The organism is Lactonifactor sp. BIOML-A5 (assembly GCF_009677585.1).
In the GTDB taxonomy this organism is placed as follows: domain Bacteria; phylum Bacillota; class Clostridia; order Lachnospirales; family Lachnospiraceae; genus Lactonifactor.
This window is the reverse complement of sequence record NZ_WKYV01000021.1, coordinates 16930-32483: the sequence shown is the minus strand read 5'-3', so window position 1 is coordinate 32483 and position 15554 is coordinate 16930. Positions and strand designations below refer to the sequence as shown.

Below are 15554 nucleotides of genomic sequence, written 5' to 3'. Positions count from 1 at the left end.
CCCTGTGGATACTGGCTTATGAAAAAGAAAAAGTTTTGCGTTAGGTTGTTGGCCTCTTAACACTTATAACTATAAAGGATAAATGTGAAATATCTGTGATGGTTTCTTGAATAAAGTGTGGAGAGTCCCTAAAAAATATGGAAAGAAAGATTAAGCAAATCTTAAGCATTTCTGTATAAATCGTTAATAGAAAAGAAAGTAAATTTTGCTATAATGGCTCAGGACATAAAACATTTAGATAAGCATAGGGGGAAGAACTGTGGAGGCACGGATTTTAGTAGTAGATGACGAGAAAGAAATTGCGGATTTGGTGGAATTGTTTCTGACAAATGAAGGATTTCAGGTATATAAATATTATACAGGTGCGGAGGCAATGGAATGTGTACAAACTACATCCCTGGACCTGGCGATTCTGGATGTGATGCTTCCTGATTTGGATGGTTTCACGCTGTGTCAGAGGATCCGGGAGAGCTATACGTACCCTATTATCATGCTCACTGCCAGAGAGCAGGAAATGGACAAGATTACAGGTCTTACGCTGGGGGCAGATGATTATGTGACAAAGCCCTTTCGCCCGCTGGAGCTAATCGCCCGGGTAAAGGCGCAGCTTCGCAGGTATAAAAGATACAGCAGTCCGGGGACAGAGGATGACGTGATTACTGTATCCGGGCTGGTTCTGGACAGAGAAAAGCACGGCTGCTGGCTCAATGAAAAGCCTATCAGCTTGACGCCTATTGAGTTCTCCATCCTTTGGTATCTCTGCAAAAACAAAGGGAAGGTGGTAAGCTCTGAGGAACTGTTTCGGGTGGTTTGGAAAGAGAAATATTTTACAAGCAGCAATAATACGGTGATGGTACACATCCGCCATATCCGGGAGAAAATGAAAGATTCCGCGGAAAATCCGAAATACATTAAGAATGTCTGGGGAGTGGGGTATAAGGTTGAAGAATAATTGGGTAAGAGCAGTAAAGGCAGTTGGGCTTGGCATCCTTGTGCTTGCAGTCTGCAGTTTTCTTTACACGCTTCTGGATACAACATTTAACGGGATATTTGTAGACTGGTTTACCAATTCTTTTGTTTACCGGGATACGTTTCTGAATGCCGAGACAAATGATTATATAGAATCCCAGACAATCAACTGGTATGCGCTGAAAAGCTTTTTGTATCCTGCTTTTCTTGTATTTGTGCTGGTAGTGGTCTTTCTGGTGCGATGGTTTGCCGTCCGTATGGCCAAAAAAAAGAATCAGCAGGATATTGGTAAAATAGCTGATATCCTCAGAAAATTTCAGGAAAATCAAAAGGAGATCCCTCCTCTTCCAGGAGATTACGCCAGGATTGAAGCACAGCTTCATCAGATTCGGGAAAAAGAAGTAAGACAGGTTCGGATTCTGGAAAAGGAAACCAGAAAGCGGAACGATCTGATTACGTATCTGGCTCATGATCTGAAGACTCCTCTTGCCTCGGTTATCGGATATCTGTCCCTGCTGGATGAGGTGCCGGAGATGCCCCCGGCGCAAAAAGCAAAATATATTGGGATAACACTGGATAAAGCATACCGTCTGGAGGAACTTATAAACGAATTTTTTGATATTACCAGATTCAATCTCCAGGCAATACAGATCAATCTGGGGAGAGCCAATCTTGGTTTTCTTCTCCAACAGCTGGGTGAGCAGTTTTATCCCATATTGGAGCAGCAAAGGAAAAAAGTCGAGATCCACACTCCGGAAGAGCTGTGGATTTGGGCGGACGGAGAAAAGCTGGCCAGAGTATTTAATAATATTCTGAAAAATGCCATTGCCTACAGCTATGAGAACACTGTCATTGAAATTCGGGCGTGCCATGCAAAGGACAAGGTGAAGATCACGTTCTCTAATCTGGGAGATCCGATTCCTCAGAACCAGCTGGAGACCATTTTTGAGAAGTTTTTCCGTCTGGACAGTTCCCGTTCAACCCATACAGGAGGGGCAGGTCTGGGGCTAGCCATTGCCAAAGAAATTGTCCAGGCCCACGGAGGAGAGATTTATGCTGATAGCGGGGAGGATAGGACTGTATTTACAGTAATGCTGCCGGACAGAAAGGGGAATCTGACAGAAAATGATAGAGATACGGGAGATAAGCAAAAGCTTTGAAGAGATCAAAGCGGTAAACAACGTAACGCTGACGATTCAGGACGGGGCCGTTACCGGCCTTCTGGGGACTAACGGGGCCGGGAAAACCACCCTTCTTAGAATCGCAGCCGGTATTCTGCGGCCGGACAAAGGGAGGATTACAGCTGATGGAGAAAATATCTTTGATACTCCCGCTGTGAAAGAAAAAATATTTTTCCTGCCGGATAAACCATACTTTTTTCCAAATGCAACCATCGCCAGCATGGCCCGGTTTTATAAAAATACATATCCAGACTTTTTAGCAGAACGGTTTTTAGAATTGGCGGAATACTTTGGATTTGAGGAAAATCAACGGCTTCGGACGTTTTCGAAAGGGATGAAAAAGCAGGTAAGCATCTTATGTGCTGTGTGCGCCAACACAAAATACATACTCTGTGACGAGGTATTCGACGGTTTGGATCCTATTGTGCGTCAGTCCGTCACAGGGATCCTTCAGGATGAGATGGGGCGAAGAGAATTAACTTTGGTAATCGCTTCCCACAATCTGAGAGAGCTGGAAGAATGCTGCGACTACATTGGAATTTTGCATAAGGGCGGTGTTTTGTTGTCCAGAGATATACAGAATATGGAATATGAAATTCATAAGGTGCAGGGCATTTTTAAAGATTCCGGTAAGGAATTGTTATCCGCAGGACTTACCCTGGTGTCCTGCAGGCAGACGGGATTTTTGACTACCTTTCTGGCAAGAGGGGGGAAAGAGGAAGTTCGGGCAGCGGTAGAGGGTCTGGAACCGGAATGCTGGGAATTTCTGCCTCTTACTCTGGAGGAAATATTTGTGAATGAAACGGAGGCCATTGGATATGACATCAAGACTCTCATTTCTTAAAAGAATGAAGGAGGATTTCAAGAGGAGAATATGGCTTATGGTACTTTCCTGCTATTTGTTTGGCATGTACGTACTGGAAACTGCGTCCGGGGGGAATGGATTGCTCTGGGCCGGGGATGACAGACTTGGTCCGGGGAACCAGACTGTTATGGCGATCAGTATTCTCCTGGCTGTTCTGTGCGGTATCCAGGGATTTTCCTATCTCTTTTCCCAGGACAGGACAGACTTTTACTTCAGTCTGCCTGTGAGGAGAAGAACGTTATTCTCTGCTGCTTACTGGAATGGATTTCTGATTTTTGCAGCGCCCTGTTTGCTTTCCCATCTTTTAAGCTGGTTTATTAAAGATTCAAAGCACTTGGGGGACAGTCTTTTTCTGGCACTGGCAGGGTTTCTGGTTGCAGCCGCAGGCTTTCTTCTGTTCTACCATATTACTTTGCTGGCCGTGCTGCTGACGGGAAATATTGTGATTGCTGGGGGGCTGCTGGCTTTTTTCGTTTTTTACGTGTCGGTGACCTTTGGGGTTATTGTACAGATGTACAGTAAGATGTTCTTTCAGACTTTTTATCAGGCCGACTGGCTGAAGCGTATAAAACTGTATCTTTCTCCTCTGGATTTATATCAGAGGATGGCCGGTTCCGGGGAATATGGGGCGGGGGCAGGCAGGTGGTCTCTGCGTGCTCATGCCCCGTATCTTGCGGCTGCCCTGGGATTGGCAGCTGTTCTGTACGTTCTGGTCAGGGTATTCTTTTACCGCCGCCCCGCAGAAGCGGCAGGTAAAGCAATAGCATTTCCTGCCGCGCAGCCAGTTCTTCGGTTCCTGCTTGTAGTTCCTTTGGGCCTGATGGGGGGATATTTCTTCCGCCTCTGCGGGGGACAGAGCAGTTCTGTGGTATGGGTGCTGGCGGGAATACTGGTGGCAGTGTTCACCTTCCACGGACTGGCGGAGGTGATTTTTCAGTTCCGTTTTCGGGCCATGCTGTCCAGACAGCGGCAGATGCTTCTTACTGCAGGTGTGTGTGCATTGATTGCGTGCAGCTTTTATTGGGATCTCTGGAGATATGATTCTTATCTGCCGGAGGAAGGAAAGATAAGCTCTGTGTCGGTAAGTATTAAGGGTATGGATGATACCGCTTCTTACAGCGAATTCCGAAAAGAGGATCTAAGGAATGATTTAATGGCGGAGAGCCGTTTCCGTCATATGGAACTTACCGGGGAGAGAAAATCTGCGGCATTGGAATGGATCCGGAGTCTGTCAGAACACTCGGAGGGAAAACAGGAGGCCATTACTTATGCTGCGGTTGCCTATCATATGAAAAATGGATCCGATATTTATCGGCAGTATCCTGTAACCTCTTCCGTGGATTTGGAAGCATTTCAGCCCATATATGAGAGCGGGGAGTATAAGGCCGGAACGGTGTCACTAATTTCCTATGGGGAAGAGGATATTGATAATGGCTATGAGTTTACCTGGTCCAACGGAGTGTCTGCGCTGACGCCTGATCTCAGCGGCGAAGAAAAAATGGAGCTGTTCGCCTGTTATAGAAGAGATTTGGAGGATTTATCCATGGAGGAGGCTACGGAGGGTGTGCCCCTCGGTATGCTGAATTTTTCAAAGGAAGGAAGTATGAACGGAGGCATTGGCTATATTTACCCTTCTTTTACAGAAACTGTCAATTTCCTGAAAGGGAAAGGGATCCCAGCAGATAAAAGACTCAGTGATTACGAGATCCTTAAGATTGTCGCTGTCACCCAGGAAAAAGAGTCCGGTTCTTGGACCGATTACGGCCGGGTATCTATCAAAAGGGAGACCATAGACAGCAAAGCAAAGATCAAAGCCCTGGAAAAGAGGCTCATGTATCAAAAATATGGCATTCAGCCTCTGATGCAGCCCTATGATATGGACACGGATTACCAGGTGATAATCAAAGGGAACGAAGGGGATACTATTGTGCGGGTGAATTGTGTGGCCTTGAAGTAGAAGAATGTACAGTTTTAGGGATAGATGTATAAATTTATCGTTTCTTTTGCCGGAAAATATGATATAATGAGCGTTAGCGAGCCATAGGAAGCTTTGCTCACTTTTGGTGAGCGGCGAGTGGCGATCATGCCGAAGGCATGATATAATAAGAAATCGATTAGTATACTAAGTATTTTTGAACGGAGACAAAAGAAATGGTAAATCAGGATAAAGTCAGAGAAGGAGTCAGACTCATTCTGGAAGGGATCGGGGAGGACATTAACAGGGAAGGCCTGATAGAGACCCCGGATCGCATTGCCAGAATGTATACAGAGCTGGTGGGCGGCATGGAGGAGGATGCGGGAGAGCATCTGAAAAAACGTTTCCATGTGACAAATAATGAGATGGTAGTAGAAAAGGATATTGTGTTTTACTCTCTCTGTGAACACCATATGCTCCCATTCTATGGAAAAGCACACATCGCATATATACCGGATCATGAAGTGGTAGGCCTGAGCAAAATTGCCAGGACGGTGGAAGTGTTTGCAAGACGGCTTCAGCTTCAGGAACAGCTGACGGCGCAGATCGCAGATTCTTTCATGGATCATTTGAGCCCCAAAGGGGTTATGGTGATGATAGAGGCTGAACATCTCTGTATGACCATGAGAGGAATCAAAAAGCCTGGTTCCAAGACCGTCACCATGGTAACCAGGGGAGTCTTTGAAGGCAATACAGAACTGCAGAACACTTTTTATCAGCTGGTGAAATAGATGGAGAGAGTAAACAGGATTTTACAGCATCCTACGTACATAGATTGTCTTGAAAAGATAAGAGGATACGAAGAAGAACGAATTTTCTGTGGCCATGACATGACGCATTTTTTGGATGTGGCTCGTCTGGCCTATCTTTTTAGTCTGGAAGAAGGATTAAAGATAGAAAAAGAGTGGATTTATGCGGCTGGACTTCTTCATGATATCGGGCGCCATGTACAATACCGGGACAAGACGCCTCATCAGAAAGCGAGCGTCCCCATAGCAGATGGGATCCTTACAGACTGCGGCTTTGAACTGGAAGAGCGCAGGATGATTCTCACAGCAATTATCAGGCATAGGGACAGTACGGTACAGGGAGAGAAGAATCTGGCAGGTATCATATACCGGGCTGACAAGATGTCCAGGAGCTGCTTCGGATGCCAGGCTGAAGCGCAGTGTGACTGGAGCCCGGAGAAAAAAAATTTAATCTTAAAGTACTAATGGAATACAGGAGACGGAAGTTATGATGACAATTGGAAATAAAATATTTGACACAGCGAATCATACCTATATTATGGGAATTCTCAATGTGACTCCCGATTCGTTTTCCGACGGAGGCAGATGGAATAACAGAGAGTCGGCCTTACAGCACACAGAGGATATGATTGGGGAGGGCGCTGATATCATTGACATCGGTGGGGAGTCCACCCGTCCCGGTCATGTTCAGATTACCGAGGAAGAGGAGATTCGCCGTGTTGTACCGGTGATTGAGGCAGTCAAGGCCAGATTTGATGTTCCGGTGTCAGTGGATACCTATAAAAGTGCGGTGGCAAAGGCAGCCCTTGAGGCAGGGGCTGATCTGGTGAACGACATCTGGGGGTTAAAATATGATCCTGAACTGGCGGGAGTGATTGCAGCGTCAGGGGCAGCCTGCTGCCTGATGCACAACAGAAACCAGCCGGACTATAAAGACTTTATGACAGATATGTGCAGGGATTTGAGAGATACATTGGCTATTGCCGAAAGAGCCGGCATATCAATGGACAAAATTATATTGGACCCCGGCGTGGGATTTGGTAAAACTTATGAAAATAATTTGGAAGCTATCCGGTGTCTGGAACGACTCCATGAACTGGCGTGTCCCATCCTGCTGGGAACCTCCAGAAAATCAGTGATTGGACTGGCCCTGGATCTGCCTGCGGGTGAGCGAGTAGAGGGAACTCTGGCTACCACCGTGCTGGGCGTGACAAAGGGGGCTGCCTTTGTGCGGGTTCATGATATAAAAGAAAATGCCAGGGTGATACAGATGACGGAAGCGATCCTGGGAAGAAAGGCTGAATAATGGATAAGATTAAGATACAGAATCTGGAGGTTTACTGCAATCACGGAGTGTTTCCGGAGGAGACAAAGCTGGGACAGAAGTTTTTGATTTCTGCTGTCTTATATATGGATACCAGAGAAGCGGGTTTGACAGATCATTTGGAGCGTTCTGTTAACTACGGAGAAGTCAGCCATTTTATGAAGGAATACATGGAGAACCACACCTTTAAGCTCATAGAAGCAGTGGCGGAAAACTTGGCAAGGGAATTGCTACTTCACTTCTCCCTGCTGACCCAGGTGACTCTGGAGATTAAAAAGCCCTGGGCGCCTATCGGACTTCCTCTGGATACGGTTTCTATTGAGATTACCAGAGGGTGGCACAGAGCCTACATTGCCCTTGGGTCCAATATGGGGGACAAAGAAGAATATCTTACCCAGGCTCTGGAGGCGCTGAAGGAACAGGAGAGCTGCCGGGTGGGCAGGGTATCAGACTTTATTGTTACAGAGCCTTATGGGGTAACAGATCAGGATAAGTTCCTGAACGGGGCCGCAGAAGTGATGACTCTTCTGACCCCTTTTGAACTGTTGGATATGCTTCATGGCATTGAGCAGGATGCTGGCAGAAAACGGGTGCTTCACTGGGGCCCCAGAACTCTGGATCTGGATATCCTTTTTTATGATGACTTAATCCTGGACACGGAGACGCTGCAGATTCCTCATATAGGAATCCCCCTGAGAGACTTTGTGCTTTTGCCCATGGCTCAGATTGCTCCGTATTTCAGGCATCCGGTACTGGGACGGACAGTGGCGGAACTGAAGGATGCACTGTCAACAAACTAGGAGGAGAGGATATATGATTGTAACAGGAAGTATATTTTCACAGACACTGCAGATGAATACAGGTCTTTCTGTTATGGCCCCAGATGAACTTTTGCCTTCAGAGAGCTATCAGGCAGTTTATCTGCTTCACGGCTTAAGCGGCAGTTGTACAGATTATCTGAATTATACTATGCTGGCAGATTACGGAAAAAATTGCAGGGCTATCTATATTATGCCCGAGGTGCAGAGAAGCTTCTATACAGATATGGTACATGGGTATCGGTATTTTACATATATTACAGAGGAACTGCCGGCGATTTGTAAGAATATTTTTCGTATATCTTTGAAACGGGAAGACACGGCAATTATCGGGCTGTCTATGGGTGGATACGGTGCTCTCAAGTGTGCCCTTTCCAGGCCGGAACAATATGGTTTCTGTGGCGCTATCTCCTCTGCGTTTTTGTATATCAGGGAGATCCTGGATGAGCAGAGAGGGGCAGATGTTCCTGATATTCCGGGTATTCCGGATCTGGGGCTGGTTTTTGGAGAATCGCTGGAATATAAGCCGGAGTATGATATCACAGAACTGGCCAAAAGGATAGAAGGGGAGAAAGTAAAGCCTGTGATTCGGGCTTATTGCGGTACAAATGATTTTCTCTATGAGGACAATGACAGATTTCAGAGAGAAATGAAAGGAATGGATTTCGATTTTGCCTATGAAGAGTGGAAAGGGATCCATGACTGGAACTTTTTTAATCCGGCGCTGAAAAAGGCGCTGGAGGAAATGTCTGCCTGCAGGGGAAAGGACTGGGAAAATAGAGAGGAAACTGTATGACAAAGGAGAACTTGGCTCTTGAAATTGTTGAGAGACTGAAATTCGAATATCCGGAGGCCGGATGTACGCTGGACTATGATGATGCCTGGAAGCTGCTTGTGAGTGTCCGTCTGGCTGCTCAGTGTACAGATGCCAGAGTAAATGTGGTGGTAGAGGATCTCTATGCCATGTATCCGGATGTGGATGCCCTGGCAGCTGCGGATCCGGAGGATATAGAGCGCATTGTAAAGCCCTGCGGACTGGGCAGGAGCAAGGCCAGAGATATTAGTGCCTGTATGAAAATATTAAAGGATGAGTATGGGGGAAAGGTTCCCAGAGATTTTGACAGACTTCTGAAGCTCCCCGGTGTGGGAAGAAAAAGTGCCAATTTGATCATGGGGGATGTCTTTGGGGAACCTGCCATTGTCACTGACACGCACTGTATCCGCTTGGTAAACCGCATGGGACTTGTGGATGGGATAAAGGAACCAAAAAAAGTAGAGATGGCACTGTGGAAGCTTATTCCTCCGAAAGAGGGAAGTGATTTCTGCCACAGGCTGGTATATCACGGCAGAGATGTGTGTACAGCCAGGACAAAACCCCATTGCGAGAGGTGCTGTCTTGCAGATATATGTGAAAAAAACGGAGTAGAAAAGCCATAGGTTACAGAGGCTTTTCTACTCCGTTTTTGGAAGGCTATAAAACACTGAGCGCCACAGCATGGAGCTTATTCCGGGCAGAATCTGACCGGGATGTCATTATAATTGGAACACGTGCGCCGATGACTGCGCTTCCCGTCTTCAGATCGGCGAAATACCGCAGCGCTTTATCCAGAGCATTTCCTGTACATAGATTGGGAAGAAGAAGAATATCAGCGGAGCCAGCGACGGGATTGGAAATGCCTTTTGCGGCTGCGGCCTGGGCAGACACAGCATTATCCAGAGCAAGAGGACCGTCTACGCAGCAGTCCCTGATCTGGCCCCTCTCATTGGCTTTGCAGAGCATAGCCGCGTCAATGGTCTCCGGCATTTTTTCATTAATCACCTCCACAGGAGCGATACAGGCAACCTTAGGACAATGGATTCCCAGTTTATGTGCCAGAGATACGGCATTTCTGATAATCTGAACCTTATCCTCATAGGAAGGACATACGCTGATCGCACAGTCAGTCAGAAGGATAAACCTGTTTTCCTGGGGAAATTCACTGACGGTTATCTGGCTGACAAGCGCTTTTGGAGGTACCAGGCAGTATTCTTTGTGAAACAGGGCACGCAGAAAGGCTGAAGTGTGGAGGAGACCTTTCATAATAGCGTCCGCTTTTCCTTTCGCGGCCAGTTCCACAGCCAGCATGGCAGATCTTGTGTCATCCGGCTCGTGGATAATATTCCACATATCCGGTTCTTCTCCTAGAGACAGGAGAATTTCTTTTATCTTATCCTCGATTCCGATTAGCGTAAAAGCGGCAATTCCCTCATTTCGCGCCAAGGCGGCACATGCTAAAACCTCTGAGTCATGAGCAGCGGCTACGGCTATGATTTTCTTATCAGTATTCTTACTTATCTCTTTTATGAATTCCTCAAAGTTGTGATACATGGAAATCCTCCTTTCTCAGGCAGACTGTTCATCGTAATTCTGTATAGGTTCCTCCCGGCTCAGGACACGGAGAGCACCCAAAGCCAGGGATTCCATCTCATTTTCCCCTGGATAGACAGCGACAGGAGCGAGAAAGGAGACCCTCTCTTTGATAAGATTGACAAAATATTCCCAATATCCCAGACCAGCAGTCAAAACTATGGCGTCTATCCTTCCTTTCATCACTGTGGCTATTCCTCCGATTTCCTTGGAAACCTGATAAGCCATAGCTCTGGTGACAGATTCAGCCTTTTTGTCGCCGGAATCAATTCTGCGCTGAACCTCCTGTCCGTCTACTGTGCCCAGATATGCCGCCATGCCTCCGCGCCCATTTACCCTGCGGAGCATCCCATCCTGCGTGTACCGGCCGCTGTAACAAAGCTTAATCAATTCTCCTACCGGGAGGTCACCGCTTCTCTCCAGAGCAAAAGGACCATCCCCTGCAAGTCCATTATTCACATCAATAATTTTGCCCTGCTCATGGGCGGCAACGGTAATTCCACCGCCCATATGAGCCACTATCAGATGAGCCTCTGAGTAATCCACTCCGTGGTCCCGGCAGTATTTTCTCGCAGTGGCACGGTGGTTCAGAGCCTGAAATGAAGCAATCCTTTCAATCTCCGGAAGGCCGGAATAAATTGCTTCCTCACACATTTCATTACATACCGGGGGATCTACGGTAAATGCCGGGATATTGTATTTCTGTCCGAGATCATAGGCGATCTGCCCTCCGATATTGCATGGATGATCCCCGTATCTGCCGCACTGGGAATCCGCAAGCATTTTGCGCGTGATCTCATAGGTACCTCCCTTTACAGGCTGTATTGTGCCCCCGCGGCTTACAATAGCGTGAAAAGCTTCCAGCAGTTCACCTTTTTCCTTCAGCAGAGAGAGGATTGCCTTCATACGATACTCATACTGATCCATAAAATGCAGATATCCTGCAATCACTTCCCTGGGATGAGTAATCGACTGAACCCAGAGCGCAGTGTCGTCAGTATAAACACCTACCTTTGTGGAGGTAGAGCCCATATTAATAATTAGCAGTCGATAGTTCATAAACGCCTCCTTATGATATTAATGCAATTTACAAAGTGTTTAATATAATAAACGACGTTTTAATATATGAACTTGTTTGATCAGAATATATCATATAAGGGTATGGGAGTCAATATGAAAATTAAGAAAGATAAAAAGGGGACAGGGCAAAGTGAATTCGGGACACCCCTGATCGATTTGGGGACGTGTTCTTTTTAGAAAGAACACGTCCCCCTTTTTTACTGCAACCCTTTTTGGATCTGCTCTGCTGCATTGTGTAGTACTTCCAGATGTTTCTCTTTATTGGCCAGCATCCTTGTGGTCGGTCCGGAGGAGCTGATTGCGGCCACGGGCCTTCCGGAAAACGAGAGGATTGGTACGGCGTAACAGGACAGCCCGATCTCTGTTTCCTCGTTATCACTGGAATATCCATCGGTTTTTACTTTGTCCAGGATGTTCAGCAGTTCTTTGGCATCTTTAATGGAGTATGGTGTGTGCTGCTCAAAGACTGCAGAGCGGATGTATTGGTTGATGAACTGATCTGACTCGTAGGCAAGTATGGACTTTCCGGTAGCTGTGAGGTGTGCATACTGTGTGTAACCCAGAAGAATATCCATTTTCAGCCACAGGGATCCGATGCTTTTGTCTACAAAGGTAACATGAGTTGGATTGTCCATGATGACCAAATGGGAAGACTCTCCGGTTGCCTCTGAGATACGGCAAAGATGAGGATGTATGAGTCCGATAAGTTCCATGCGGTTGTGAGCAATCTGGCCAAGCGTTGACACTTTGACACTGAGACGGTATTTAGAATTTTCTGTCTTAACAATGTAGCCGCTTTGCTCGAGAGTCACCAGAAAACGGAAGGCAGTACTGCGGTTAATCCCCAGATAGCGGGTTACATCGCTGGGGCTTAGTTCTTCGTAAGTAAAAAAGAGATCCATAACGGAAAGCGCAGTTTCCACAGAATGGAGAATATATTTTTCGTTATTGGCGGTTTCTTTCAAGTGGCATTCCTCCTTTGGATAATATGGTTTCAGTGTAACAAGAAACAGTTTGTCCGTCAACGATTGTTTCACATAGTAAACGAATGTTTTATATATTATAGACAAAAATGGACATGAAAAATGTTACACTTTTACAGCTAAAGAATAGTTGACAGAATTAAAAACTAAATATATTATAAAGATACAAAGTGTTTATTATATAAAACAATGTTTTTACATGCAAAACGAAAAACAAAAGGTTACTCGTAAAATAAACTATAAAGGAGAGAAATGCGCATGAAAGAAATCCGTTTGCACGGCCGTGGCGGCCAGGGAGTTGTAAAAGCTTCCCAGATAGTGGTAAAGGCTGCCGTAGCCGGAGAAAAGTATGGCCAGTTTATTCCGTTTTTCGGGGTAGAACGAAAAGGCTCCCCGGTATTTGGCTATTTGAGAATCTCCGATGAACCCATCCGCAGAAAGATGCAGGTGTATGAACCGGATATTCTGATGATACTAGATGACTCTCTGGTATCCCTTCCAAGTACATATGCAGGTCTGAAGGAGGGTGGTACTGTAATTATTAATTCTGTCAAAACCCCGGAGGAATTGAGAGTTCCTTCCTGTGCAGGGAAGGTTGCTGTAGTTGATGCAACCGGAATCTCAGAAGAGCTTCTGGGGCGCAATATTCCCAACACGGCGATGCTGGGGGCATTCGCCAAAATTTCGGGACTGGTGGACAAAGATGTGCTGTTTCAGGAAGTGGAGGCATCCTTTGGAGCTGCAAACAGAGAGGCTGCCCAAAAGGCTTACCGGCAGGCTGCCGGCTTAAAAGAGTAGGAGGAAGTTTATGGTGAAGCATTTACATATAACACCCATCGGGGATGAAGGAATGTATATTCTCGATACAGCCAGCTGGAGAGTATACCGTCCAGTGATGAACAAGGAAAAATGTATCGACTGCGGTATGTGTCTGGCAAGCTGCCCGGTCAATGCCGTTATCGCCGTGGGTAAAAGGTTTGAGATTACTTATGATTACTGCAAAGGATGTGGGATCTGCGCCAATGAGTGCAAAAAAGGTGCGATTGCTATGGTACTGGAAGGAGGTTCAAGATAATGGGCAAGATAAAAGTTCTTACAGGTAATTACTCTGCGGCAGAAGCTGCAGCATTGTGTCATCCGGATTTGATTGCCGCCTATCCTATAACCCCCCAGTCGTCTGTAGTGGAATATCTGGCCGGACTGGTTCACGACGGAGCCATAGATGCCAACCTGGTGCAGGTAGAATCGGAACATTCCGCTATGAGTGTGGTTCAGGGGGCAGCTGCCGGAGGCGGCAGAGTGTTCACAGCAACGTCCGCCCAGGGGCTGGCACTGATGTATGAACCCTACTTTCGTATGTCTACCCTGCGTTTTCCTATGGTTATGGCTCTGGCTACCAGAGAGATGACCTCTCCGGAGACTGTGTGGAGCGGACAGCAGGATGCAATGAGTGTCCGTGAAGCGGGATGGATTCAGATGTTCTGTGACAGTAACCAGGAGATCGTGGATATGATCCTCCAGAGCTATATGCTGGCCGAGCACCCGGAGGTATTACTCCCAGTAAATGTCTGCTACGATGGATTTTACAGCTCTCATCTCACAGAGGGCGTGGATCTTCCCCTGCAGGAAGAGGTGGACAGATTCCTGCCGCCGCCTTCCTTTCACCACGGGGTGCTGGATCCGGATCATCCCTTTGCCCTGGATCCTCTTACACCAGGTCCCATTCTGATGAAATACAGAAAATCTCATCTGGATGCAATGAAGAAAGCCCTGGAAGTTATTGATGAGGTGGACAAGAAATTTGGAGATGCCTTCGGACGCTATTACGGCGGAGCAGTCTCTCAGTACCGGACAGAGGATGCGGATGTTGTCATCGTAACCATCGGGGGAATGACCGGAACAGGAATGGATGCGGTGGATCTGGCCAGGAAAGAGGGAATTAAGGCAGGCCTGCTTAAACTGCGCTTCACAAGGCCGTTTCCGGCAGAGAAAATAAGAGATGCTTTGAAAGATAAGAAAGCGTTTGCAGTGATCGACAGAAGTGTAAGTTTTGGATGGTGCCAGGGACCTATGCATATGGAAATCAAGGCGGCACTTGCGGACGCTGACAGCAGATACTGCCATTTTTCCGCAATCGGCGGCCTGGGGGGCGCAGATATTTCCATTGAAATGATGATGGAGACAATCAGAAATCTGGACGCCCATAAGAATGAACCGGGGGAAAGAGAAACCCAGTGGTATATGGTTGACTAGATAGGAGGAAGATAAATGAGCTATATTGATATATTAAAAGAAGCAGAAGATCAGGTAACTCCGGGCATGTCTGCCTGTCAGGGGTGCGGCGGAGAGTTGATACTTAGAACAGTTCTGAAGATAGCAGGTAAAAACACGATTGTCGGGATTCCCCCGGGATGCATGGCGGGAGCCGGTGTGGTAGGGTGGAATTACGCCAACGGCCTTAAGATTCCTGTGCATATCCCTCTGCTGGATAATACAGCATCCTTCCTTACCGGGCTGAGTCAGATGTATGAGCGGAAAGGAAGGGGAGAGGTGAATATTATAGGAATCGCAGGGGATGGAGCCACAGCCGACTGCGGATTTCAAAGTCTCTCAGCAGCTGCGGAGAGAAATGAAAAGATGCTCTATGTCTGCTATGACAACGAGGGGTACATGAATACCGGCTATCAGAGAAGCTCCACAACGACTAAGGGTTCCAGGACATCCACAACCCCCATAGGAACGGTGATAAACGGCAAACAGCAGCAGCAGAAGTATCTTCCTCTGATTATGTCCATGCATGGACTGACCTACTGCGCAACGGCGTCACCGTCCCACATGGCAGACTTTGTGAGAAAAGTAGAGAAAGGGCTGGCGGCCAGCAAAAAAGGCTTTGCCTATCTGCATGTATTTTCTCCCTGTCCTACGGGATGGGCATATTCCCCGGAAAAAGCCATTGAGGTAGCCAGAAATGCCGTAAGGTCTAACATGTTTCCTCTATGGGAGATGGACGAGGACGGGTATCACATGAATGTGAGCAATAAAACACCTATATCTGTAAAGGATTTTATACAGGGGATTGGAAAATTCAAGAATCTTACAGATGAAGATATCTACAGTATTCAGCAGATAGCGGATCAGAGATTCCATATACTTATGAGGCTGGCAGAATAAGGAATGGAGTGAAGGATAGAAAGGAGCAGAAA

The 15554-nt window shown here is 46.8% G+C and carries 17 protein-coding genes; 14 read left to right on the top strand and 3 right to left on the bottom strand.

Annotated features, from left to right (window positions below; translation table 11 throughout):
• The first annotated feature begins 259 nt into the window (after positions 1 to 259).
• The 10 genes from vanR to nth all read left to right on the top strand — a co-directional run bounded on the left by vanR (position 260) and on the right by nth (position 9318).
• Positions 260 to 952, top strand: coding sequence for a VanR-ABDEGLN family response regulator transcription factor (gene vanR / locus GKG41_RS15630; protein ID WP_226904295.1), 693 nt, complete (start codon positions 260 to 262; stop codon positions 950 to 952).
• Entirely contained in the window at positions 942 to 2129 is a 1188-nt protein-coding gene (locus tag GKG41_RS15625) for a HAMP domain-containing sensor histidine kinase (protein WP_226904296.1), read from the top strand. Before vanR ends, GKG41_RS15625 begins: the two co-directional genes overlap by 11 nt.
• Entirely contained in the window at positions 2095 to 2994 is a 900-nt protein-coding gene (locus GKG41_RS15620) for an ABC transporter ATP-binding protein (protein WP_154260314.1), read from the top strand. The genes GKG41_RS15625 and GKG41_RS15620 overlap by 35 nt, the downstream gene beginning before the upstream one ends.
• A complete protein-coding gene (locus tag GKG41_RS15615) occupies positions 2969 to 4972 on the top strand; it encodes a DUF6449 domain-containing protein (protein ID WP_154260312.1) in 2004 nt (667 codons plus the stop codon). Before GKG41_RS15620 ends, GKG41_RS15615 begins: the two co-directional genes overlap by 26 nt.
• 194 nt (positions 4973 to 5166) lie before the next feature.
• Positions 5167 to 5721, top strand: coding sequence for a GTP cyclohydrolase I FolE (gene folE / locus GKG41_RS15610; protein WP_154260309.1), 555 nt, complete (start codon positions 5167 to 5169; stop codon positions 5719 to 5721).
• The gene (locus tag GKG41_RS15605) at positions 5722 to 6204 is read left to right on the top strand and encodes an HD domain-containing protein (RefSeq protein WP_154260307.1); all 483 of its coding nucleotides are present in this window, start codon (positions 5722 to 5724) and stop codon (positions 6202 to 6204) included.
• A gap of 25 nt (positions 6205 to 6229) precedes the next feature.
• Positions 6230 to 7045: a dihydropteroate synthase gene (gene folP / locus GKG41_RS15600; RefSeq protein ID WP_173015640.1), complete on the top strand. Its 816-nt coding sequence runs from the start codon at positions 6230 to 6232 to the stop codon at positions 7043 to 7045.
• Positions 7045 to 7863: a 2-amino-4-hydroxy-6-hydroxymethyldihydropteridine diphosphokinase gene (gene folK, locus GKG41_RS15595; RefSeq protein ID WP_154260302.1), complete on the top strand. Its 819-nt coding sequence runs from the start codon at positions 7045 to 7047 to the stop codon at positions 7861 to 7863. The genes folP and folK overlap by 1 nt, the downstream gene beginning before the upstream one ends.
• 13 nt (positions 7864 to 7876) lie before the next feature.
• Complete coding sequence (locus GKG41_RS15590; RefSeq protein ID WP_154260300.1) at positions 7877 to 8677, top strand: alpha/beta hydrolase family protein; 801 nt, start codon at positions 7877 to 7879, stop codon at positions 8675 to 8677.
• Entirely contained in the window at positions 8674 to 9318 is a 645-nt protein-coding gene (nth, locus tag GKG41_RS15585) for an endonuclease III (RefSeq protein WP_154260297.1), read from the top strand. Before GKG41_RS15590 ends, nth begins: the two co-directional genes overlap by 4 nt.
• Positions 9319 to 9352: 34 nt before the next feature.
• Here nth and GKG41_RS15580 read toward each other — a convergent pair whose 3' ends face one another.
• From GKG41_RS15580 to GKG41_RS15570, 3 genes are all read right to left on the bottom strand, one after another.
• Positions 9353 to 10249: a bifunctional enoyl-CoA hydratase/phosphate acetyltransferase gene (locus GKG41_RS15580; protein WP_154260295.1), complete on the bottom strand. Its 897-nt coding sequence runs from the start codon at positions 10247 to 10249 to the stop codon at positions 9353 to 9355.
• Positions 10250 to 10264: 15 nt separating this feature from the next.
• Positions 10265 to 11347, bottom strand: coding sequence for a butyrate kinase (gene buk / locus GKG41_RS15575; protein ID WP_154260292.1), 1083 nt, complete (start codon positions 11345 to 11347; stop codon positions 10265 to 10267).
• A 218-nt stretch (positions 11348 to 11565) separates the two neighbouring features.
• Complete coding sequence (locus tag GKG41_RS15570; RefSeq protein ID WP_154260289.1) at positions 11566 to 12333, bottom strand: IclR family transcriptional regulator; 768 nt, start codon at positions 12331 to 12333, stop codon at positions 11566 to 11568.
• Positions 12334 to 12609: 276 nt separating this feature from the next.
• On the opposite strand from GKG41_RS15570, the gene GKG41_RS15565 reads away from it, so the two are divergent.
• Genes GKG41_RS15565 through GKG41_RS15550 form a run of 4 tightly spaced genes read left to right on the top strand, consistent with a single transcriptional unit; the run spans position 12610 to position 15522 of the window.
• The gene (locus tag GKG41_RS15565) at positions 12610 to 13149 is read left to right on the top strand and encodes a 2-oxoacid:acceptor oxidoreductase family protein (RefSeq protein ID WP_154260287.1); all 540 of its coding nucleotides are present in this window, start codon (positions 12610 to 12612) and stop codon (positions 13147 to 13149) included.
• Positions 13150 to 13159: 10 nt separating this feature from the next.
• Complete coding sequence (locus GKG41_RS15560) at positions 13160 to 13426, top strand: 4Fe-4S binding protein (RefSeq protein ID WP_199884602.1); 267 nt, start codon at positions 13160 to 13162, stop codon at positions 13424 to 13426.
• On the top strand, positions 13426 to 14604 hold the full coding sequence (locus tag GKG41_RS15555) for a transketolase C-terminal domain-containing protein (RefSeq protein ID WP_154260284.1): 1179 nt from the start codon (positions 13426 to 13428) through the stop codon (positions 14602 to 14604). The genes GKG41_RS15560 and GKG41_RS15555 overlap by 1 nt, the downstream gene beginning before the upstream one ends.
• Before the next feature lie 15 nt (positions 14605 to 14619).
• Positions 14620 to 15522, top strand: coding sequence for a thiamine pyrophosphate-dependent enzyme (locus GKG41_RS15550; protein ID WP_154260282.1), 903 nt, complete (start codon positions 14620 to 14622; stop codon positions 15520 to 15522).
• Positions 15523 to 15554: the final 32 nt, after the last annotated feature.